General features: G+C 66.7%; 6 protein-coding genes and 1 pseudogene. 4 read left to right on the top strand and 3 right to left on the bottom strand.

Annotated features, from left to right (window positions below):
• From ACLQ3C_RS20670 to ACLQ3C_RS20660, 3 genes and pseudogenes are all read right to left on the bottom strand, one after another.
• A pseudogene (locus tag ACLQ3C_RS20670) lies at positions 1 to 379 on the bottom strand (hypothetical protein); the annotation flags it as partial.
• On the bottom strand, positions 379 to 3,675 hold the full coding sequence (locus ACLQ3C_RS20665) for a toxin glutamine deamidase domain-containing protein (protein WP_425706974.1): 3,297 nt from the start codon (positions 3,673 to 3,675) through the stop codon (positions 379 to 381). The pseudogene ACLQ3C_RS20670 and the gene ACLQ3C_RS20665, both read right to left, overlap by 1 nt.
• Before the next feature lie 24 nt (positions 3,676 to 3,699).
• A complete protein-coding gene (locus ACLQ3C_RS20660) occupies positions 3,700 to 3,978 on the bottom strand; it encodes a hypothetical protein (protein ID WP_425706973.1) in 279 nt (92 codons plus the stop codon).
• Positions 3,979 to 4,086: 108 nt separating this feature from the next.
• Between ACLQ3C_RS20660 and ACLQ3C_RS20655 the strand changes: the two genes are divergently transcribed.
• The 4 genes from ACLQ3C_RS20655 to ACLQ3C_RS20640 all read left to right on the top strand — a co-directional run bounded on the left by ACLQ3C_RS20655 (position 4,087) and on the right by ACLQ3C_RS20640 (position 7,655).
• Positions 4,087 to 4,506: a YbaB/EbfC family nucleoid-associated protein gene (locus ACLQ3C_RS20655; RefSeq protein WP_425706972.1), complete on the top strand. Its 420-nt coding sequence runs from the start codon at positions 4,087 to 4,089 to the stop codon at positions 4,504 to 4,506.
• A 91-nt stretch (positions 4,507 to 4,597) separates the two neighbouring features.
• Entirely contained in the window at positions 4,598 to 6,256 is a 1,659-nt protein-coding gene (locus ACLQ3C_RS20650) for an NCS1 family nucleobase:cation symporter-1 (RefSeq protein WP_425706971.1), read from the top strand.
• A 59-nt stretch (positions 6,257 to 6,315) separates the two neighbouring features.
• The gene (locus tag ACLQ3C_RS20645; RefSeq protein ID WP_425706970.1) at positions 6,316 to 7,044 is read left to right on the top strand and encodes an aspartate/glutamate racemase family protein; all 729 of its coding nucleotides are present in this window, start codon (positions 6,316 to 6,318) and stop codon (positions 7,042 to 7,044) included.
• Between the two features lie 53 nt (positions 7,045 to 7,097).
• Positions 7,098 to 7,655, top strand: a complete 558-nt coding sequence (locus ACLQ3C_RS20640) for a sigma-70 family RNA polymerase sigma factor (protein WP_425706969.1) — start codon at positions 7,098 to 7,100, stop codon at positions 7,653 to 7,655.
• The last annotated feature ends 174 nt before the right edge of the window (positions 7,656 to 7,829 follow it).

Raw genomic sequence — 7,829 nt, 5'->3', positions numbered from 1 at the left:
GCCCCGCCGTCGCCATCGACGCCTCAAACCCCGCCGCCACATCCCCACACACCACATGCACCACACCCCGCACCGGCACCCGATCCACCACCAACACCAACGCATCAAACAACCACAAAGGAACCGGAAAATCGCGACGAAACTGCTCCACTACCTTGCTGACGCGCGTAAAGTCCTGCATCGACAGCCCAGTCGACCGACCACGGATCCGGTCACCGCCCACCCACGCCGCGCGTGTACCCACTATATGGCCAGGACTGAAATGATCAATCGACAGATATCTATCCCACGGACCTTCCGACAAATCACCCTTCGTATTCACCACGATCTCCGCAAGCTCCATACCCAGCGCCCGTAACAGATCCTCCAACTCAGCCATCAACTCTCACCTTTCTCGGCTTCAGCCACCACCGCCAGAATCTCCTTCTTGAAATACTCGCGCTCATACGTTTGCGATGAATCATTCGCGAAGACGTGGCTCAGGTCTACGTCTTCGAGCAGAACGTTCGACTTCGCCGAATACGCCTTGCCCAAGACCGAAATCTTTACCGGCCTCTCCCCCACAACTGGCGCTTCCAGATTGATCTCCACCTTCACCCGCGCCCCGTACCGGGCGAAGTCGGACCACTCGTTTTCCATCACCCGATACGGCACCATATTGAAATGCCCATCCTGGGCGAACATGTTGCGCAACCCCTGGGCCAGCACGAACCGGAACCCGAACACATGCCCACCCTGATCACCCTCGAACACCTCCTGCACACCCTGCCCCGACGCAGCAATCCGCTGCGCGGACACCTCCGCCGACGGCCGATCCACCCGATCAAACACCTCACCGATCACCACCTTGCCACCCACCGGCACCTCCAACCCGTTCTCCCCGACCACCGTGATCAACGTCAACTCGTTACCACCGACACCCGTCGTCGTCTCGAACACCCGATTCTCCGGATACACCGGATGGGTACCCACCGGATATTCCACCTCACGCTCATGCCTGGCCACCTCCCGAAAATCAGGATGCTCCCTACCCAACCCCGCCGGATCGAGCCTCGGCTCGATACGCGCAGTCCACTCCTCGAACACTTTCTCCCGGACCGGCGTCCCCTCAGCACCCACCCCCAGATCCGGGCGATCGATCACACCGACCGGCTCACCACGCCCCGGGTCCAACCACCGTGACCGCGGACCCGCACCGACCTCACCCACCTCGAACGCCGCATGCAAACCCGCCTCCCCCACCAACGGGTGCACCGCAGAGCCATCAGGGTGGAAGTAGCCCGCAACCACCACACCGACGTTCTGTTCACCCCAATGCGGCGGCCACCCCAACCGCGCACCGGTGATCGGATCCACCAGATGCACCACCCCACCGTCATTGACCGCCACATAGGCGTGACCCCCCAACCCCTCCCCATCAGCAGCCCACCGCGACGCGATCAGCGCCTGCGCACCATCACCCAAACCGAGCAACGTGTCATGGATACCGCCATACGACTCCGCACCCGCCTCCGAACCGACCGCCTCAAACAAATCCCGCGCCGGAATCCCCCTCGCGGTCGGCTCATGCGGCAACACGAACTCCCCGCCCGTCGTCTCCGACAGATAATCGACGACGTCAGCAGCACACGTCTCCTCACCCGACTCCGGTACGTAACGCTCCCCGCCGGCGGCATGGCCACCAGATGCCACACCGGCGCCACCGAACTGCGAGCCGGAGACATCCCCACCCGCAGGACCGTCGTGCTCGCCCGCCGGTGTGGCCACCGGCTCACCCGCAACACGCGGCGACCGCGCACCACCAGCATCCGACACCCCCGCCCGACCAGGTTCCGGGGCCGCCCGCCGCGGCTCCGGCGTCTCCCGATTCGATGTCGCCCGATTCGATGACTCGCGATTCGATGCCTGCTGTTGCTGTGCAGCATCATCTTTCGATGCCGCAGCGGAGTCCCGCGCCGGCGCCGCACCGCCGTCGGCGCGAGCGGGTTGGGCGGCTGTGTCCGACGGCTGCGGCCGGCTCGGTGGCGCGTCGGACACGGGTAGGTCAGACACCGGCGCGTCGGACACCGGGTCGACGCCAGAACCGCGGCTGCCGCTCGGGATTTCGCCGGTCGTCGGCGTCGGGCCCGCCGGGTCATCGGAGCCTGGCGTGTCCGACGGCCTCGGGTCCACCGGCCCCGATGCCGGTGCCGGATCGTCACCGGCCAGATGCGTCACCATCGGCTCACTGCGGCCGGGATCGATCACCGGAGTACCGCGGGAGCCTTCCGGTACCGGTGCCCCGCCGGCGGTGCCGTCCGGCCGCGCCACAGGCGTCACCGCGGAATCGGCGATCCGGGTCACCGGAATGCCCGCACCCCCACCCAAACGCGCACCATCGGACACCGACGTCACCGAAGCAGTCGGACGCGCCGACGGCTCGGGCCGCGGCGCCGCCACCGCGGCCGCACGGGCCTCACCCGCCGTCGCCGCATCACCCGACGTCGCCGCAACTCCCGCCCCACCCGGCTCGACACCCCGCCCACCCACACCCGAATCCGCGGCACGCCCACCGACCTCACCACCGGCCGGCAACCCGTGCCCGCCATCCGCCCCACCAGCAGTGGCCCCGGTTCCGGCCGCAGTCGTCGCCGACTCCGAGGGCACCCCACCAGCGCCGACACCGTCGGCCCGGTGAATCTCGGCCATCAGATCCGGCGACAACTCACCCTCGGCAAGTCCGGAACCCGCCGGCGCGTCGGCAACAGCAGGCACGTCAGAAGCGGCCGGCTCACCAGAAGCACCGGACTCATTCCCGTGCAGCGACCGGCCCAGCGCGTCGACACCACCGAAGACCAGCCCCGCCCCCACCGCCGACCCCACATCGACATGACCGGTCGTGATCTCCTGCGCCCCAACCATTCCCACAGTATTGGCCGCCACACCCTGCACATAATTGCGGGCCACATTGTCCACACCCGGGGCGACCCGCCCCAAACCCCCCGCCACACCACCGGCGAGCACACCGGTGATCGCCGCCGACTCGGCATCAGCACCCACCCGACCCCAATCGACCCCGTGCCGCGTGCCCTCAAGATTCTGGATGCCCTGAACACCCAGGTCCATGCCGACCGAGACCGCAGTGTTCATCGCCGCGCCGAGCACCATGTTCAAAGCCATGTCGGCGATCACCCGCGCGACCTGTTCGCTGACAATGCGGCCCACCGTCTCCAGCACCAGCCGCGTGATCGCCGCGCGCGTCGCCGCGATCGCCACCGTCACCTCCGCCGGCGCCGACCAGTTGAACCACGCCGTCGCCAACAACATGACGATCGTCGCCGCCAACACCACCAAGTTCGCGATATACATTTCCTTGGTGAACTCGACCTCGGTACCCATGTTCTCCAGGCCGTCGGCCAACGACCGCACCTGCGACACCAACGCCTGAATCGACGCCTCCCCCGACGTCAGCGACGCATACTCGGTCTCCAACGCATCCCGCGTACGACCCTCGATGTTGTCGAGTGCCGTCGAGATCGCCGTACGCGTCGACGACAACGATTCCGACTCCAAACCGTCGGCCACCTCACGGAACTGCTGCGCCAACCGGCGCAACGCATCCTCATCGCCGTCGGGGAACTCCTCCCCCATCTTGTCGCCGAGCCACCTCAACCAGCCCGGCAACCTGATCGTCACCGCCGCCCCCCGCGACCCACGCGATCACCCACCAAAACCCTGATCAGCCCGCGTCACCGACCCGGCGATCCGCGTCACCGCCTCACCCTCATCACCCAACTTGGTCGCCATATTCGACAAATTGGTCAGCACCTGATCGAGGTCGGGCATAAACTTCGACGAAAACGAATTCCCCAACTTGTCCTCACCCCACGGATGCCCACCACCGTCCAACCCCGAAGCCTGCCCCGACACACTGCTCGCCGCCTCGTCGAACCGATCGGCCGCATCAGAAAACTCCGGCCGCATCCAAAAATCGGACATTCTTCCCCCACAGTCGAATTCACACCCGCCAACTGATTACCGAAGCTAACACATCGACCAGACCCCAGCAGTTCCCCCTGCCGCGCCGCACCGGGCACAATGGCCGACATGGGTTCACCACTGGACTTCGAATCGATCCTCGACGACATCGCGGGCAGCGTTCATCGGTTCCGCAACGAGACCGCCGCGATCACCGAACGTCTCCGAGCGCTCACCGCCGACGCGTGGTCGGCCGACGAGTACGTCCACATCTGGGTGAACGCCCGTGGCGTGGTCATCGAGACCGAGATCGACCTCGACGATCTGGACACCGTCACTCCCGACGAGCTGGCCGCATCGATCACCGAGGCCACGCAGAAGGCGGCGCGTGCGGTCGCGGCGAAGGCCACGCGGCTGCAGGACCAGCTCTGGGAGCACGCCACCAAAGACGGTCCGCGCATCGACGGTCTCGAGCAGTTCCGCGGGATCGAACCCGAGGTGTCGCTTGCGCCACCCGATTCCGAGGAGCGCCGCCACCGCACCACGTGATGGCCGCCCAGAATATATCCGCCGATTAATCGCCGGGTAACAAATCGTTCTTAGGTTGTTCCTCAACACTTTCCTGTGAGGAGCATCATCCATGGCCACATCAACCGACTCCGCGGGGGCGCAGACGCATCACAGCGCCGCCGGCGCGAGCGTCATCAAACCCGGCTACGACCCATCTCTGACCAACGAGGATCTCGCTCCGCTCAAAGAGCAGAACTGGTCCTGGTACAACATCTTCGCCTTCTGGATGTCCGACGTGCACAGCGTCGGCGGATATGTGTTCGCGGGCAGCCTCTTTGCTCTCGGTATCGCGGCCTGGCAGGTGCTGATCGCGTTGCTCGTCGGCATCGTGGCGGTCAACCTGCTGTGCAATCTGGTCGCCAAACCCTCGCAGAAGGCCGGGGTGCCGTACCCGGTGACCACCCGAATCTGCTTCGGCGTCAAGGGCGCCAACATCCCGGCGATCATCCGCGGGGTGATCGCGGTGGTGTGGTACGGCATCCAGACCTACCTCGCCTCGGTCGCATTCGGCTTGCTGGCGTTGAAGTTCTGGCCGTCACTGGCACAGTACGGCGAGGACGGCTCACACTTCTTCCTCGGCCTGTCCCCGGTCGGTTGGGGCGGCTTCATCCTGATGTGGGTGTTGCAGGCCATCGTGTTCTGGAACGGCATGGACACCATCCGCAAATTCATCGACTTCTGCGGTCCCGCAGTCTATGTCGTGATGATCGCACTGGCCGCCTACCTCATCGTCAAGGCCGGGTGGAGCAACGTGCACTTCGATCTGTCCGAGGGATCGGGGACCACCGGCTGGGGGTCGATCACCGCGATGATCAGCGCCTTCGCCCTGGTGGTGTCGTATTTCTCGGGTCCGATGCTCAACTTCGGCGACTTCTCCCGCTACGGCCGGACATTCGGTGAGGTGAAGAAGGGCAACTTCCTGGGCCTGCCGGTGAACTTCTTGTTCTTCTCGATCCTGGTGGTGTGCACCGTATCTGCCGGGGCGACCGTCATCGGCCGCGACGCCGACGGCAAGATCGTCACCGACCCGGTCCACATCGTCGACCACATCGACAACACCACCGCCGCGGTGCTCGGCGTGCTCACCTTCGCCATCGCCACCATCGGCATCAACATCGTCGCGAACTTCGTCTCCCCCGCCTTCGACTTCTCCAACGTGGCGCCGACCAAGGTCACCTGGCGGATGGGCGGCATGATCGCGGCGGTCGGCTCGGTGCTGATCACCCCGTGGAATCTGTTCAACAATCCCAGCGCGATCCACTACACGATGGACACGCTCGGCGCGGTGATCGGCCCGCTGTTCGGCATCCTCATCGCCGACTTCTACCTCGTCAAGAAGCAGCGGATCGTCGTCGACGACCTGTTCACCCGTGAACCGCGGGGCACCTACTTCTACCGCAACGGCTGGAATCCGGTCGCGGTGATCTCGGTGATCCTCGCCTCGATCCTGCCGATCTCGTTCGTCATCTGGGGCACCGCCTACGAGGCCAGCTTCACCTGGTTCATGGGCGCGGGTGCCGGACTGATCATCTACTACGCCGGAATGCGCTTGGCGCCCAACGAGTTCGTGTACGGGCGTGCGACTGCGCCGGCCGAGGTGACCGCGCACTCCACCACCGACATCTCCGTCGCCGCCGACGGCACGACAAGCGTCGACGGCGAACCGACCACCGTGTCGGCCGGCGACAGCGAGAACGACGGCGGCACCGCGTCGCTCACCACGGCGTGAGGTGAGGCGAATGAGAGGCCGATCGGCAGCGGGATCGGGCGAGAGGTGAGCTCGCCGCCATGAGGCTGGTCGTCATCAACCCGAACACCACCGCCGCGATGACCGCGATGATCTCCGACGCCGCCCGTTCCGTCGCGCGGGCCGACGCCGAGATCGTCGCGGTCACCGCCGCGATGGGCCCGGAATCGATCGAGAGCCATTACGACGAGGCGCTCGCGGTCCCCGGGGTGCTCGACGCGATCGCCACCCATCCCGGCGCCGACGGCTACCTGCTGGCCTGCTTCGGCGATCCCGGGCTCGACGCCGCCCGCGAACTCGCGCACGCCCCGGTCCTGGGAATCGCCGAGGCCGGCATGCATCTGGCCGCACCCCTGGGCCGCGGGTTCTCCGTCGTCACCACGCTCTCGCGCACGATCGGACGCGCCCGCGACCTCGTCGACCACTACGGTTTCGCCGTCCAGTGCCTCGGCATCCACGCCTGCGAGATACCGGTGCTCGAACTCGACTCGCGTCCCGACGCCGCCGACATCCTCGCCAAGGCGTGCGTACAGGCACTGGCCGACGACCGCTCCGACGCCATCCTCCTCGGCTGTGCCGGGATGGCCGATCTGGCGCAACAGGTTTCGGCCCAGATCGGCGCGCCCGTCATCGACGGCGTCGCCGCCGGTGTCGGAATGCTCTCGGCGATGGCGGCGATGGGGCTGCGTACCGGCACCTCCTCCGGCGAGTTCGCGTCACCGCCACCCAAGCGCTACACCGGCGTGCTGCGCGACTGGGGCGTGTCCTAGCCCCCCGGGGTGGGCATCGCCGCCGCAACGGCCGACCCGATAGGGTGAGCGGCATGGAATGCCCGTCCGACGCCGAGCTGACGCGCGCCGCGCTGCTCGCCGCGACGGGCGACCGGGCAGCGCTGACGGCGTTCATCCGCGCCACCCAGAAGGACGTATGGCGGTTCATCGCCCATCTCGGGCATGCCTCGACCGCCGACGATCTCACCCAGGAAACCTATCTCCGGGCCATGAAGAGCATCTCCCGGTTCCGGGCCGAGGCCAGCGCGAAGACATGGCTGCTGTCGATCGCGCGACGCGTGTGCGCCGACGAGGTACGCCACGACCGGTCCCGCCCGCGGATCAGTTCCGGGGTGGACTGGGTGTCGGCGGCCGACGCCACCCGCATCACCCGCTCCCGGTGGGAGGACCTCGTCGAGGTGAACCTCCTGCTCGAAGGCCTGCCCGCCGAGCGCCGCGAGGCACTGGTGCTCACCTCGATCCTCGGGCTCTCGTATCAGGAGGCCGCCGACGTCACCGGCTGCCCGGTCGGTACCGTCCGATCCCGGGTCGCCCGCGCCCGCGAATCACTGATCGCCGCCTCGACGACGCACCACCGCCGCTCGGTCTGAGCCGCCCGATCCCCGATTGTGACGCAGCCCACCTGATCAGGCGGGAACTCGACGGCCCCGCCGACCGACCTATCCTCGGAGGACGAGTGTGTTGTGGCCCGGGACGCCGTCGGAGATCGCGTCGGCGGGCCGAGAGATCGAGGATGATGTGACCACCCTGCATGACGCGGCGAC

It is taken from the genome of Gordonia sp. DT30 (assembly GCF_049844915.1).
Lineage (GTDB): Bacteria > Actinomycetota > Actinomycetes > Mycobacteriales > Mycobacteriaceae > Gordonia.
Note: the sequence above shows the minus strand (reverse complement) of the source record. Positions and strands in the feature narration are given on the sequence as shown.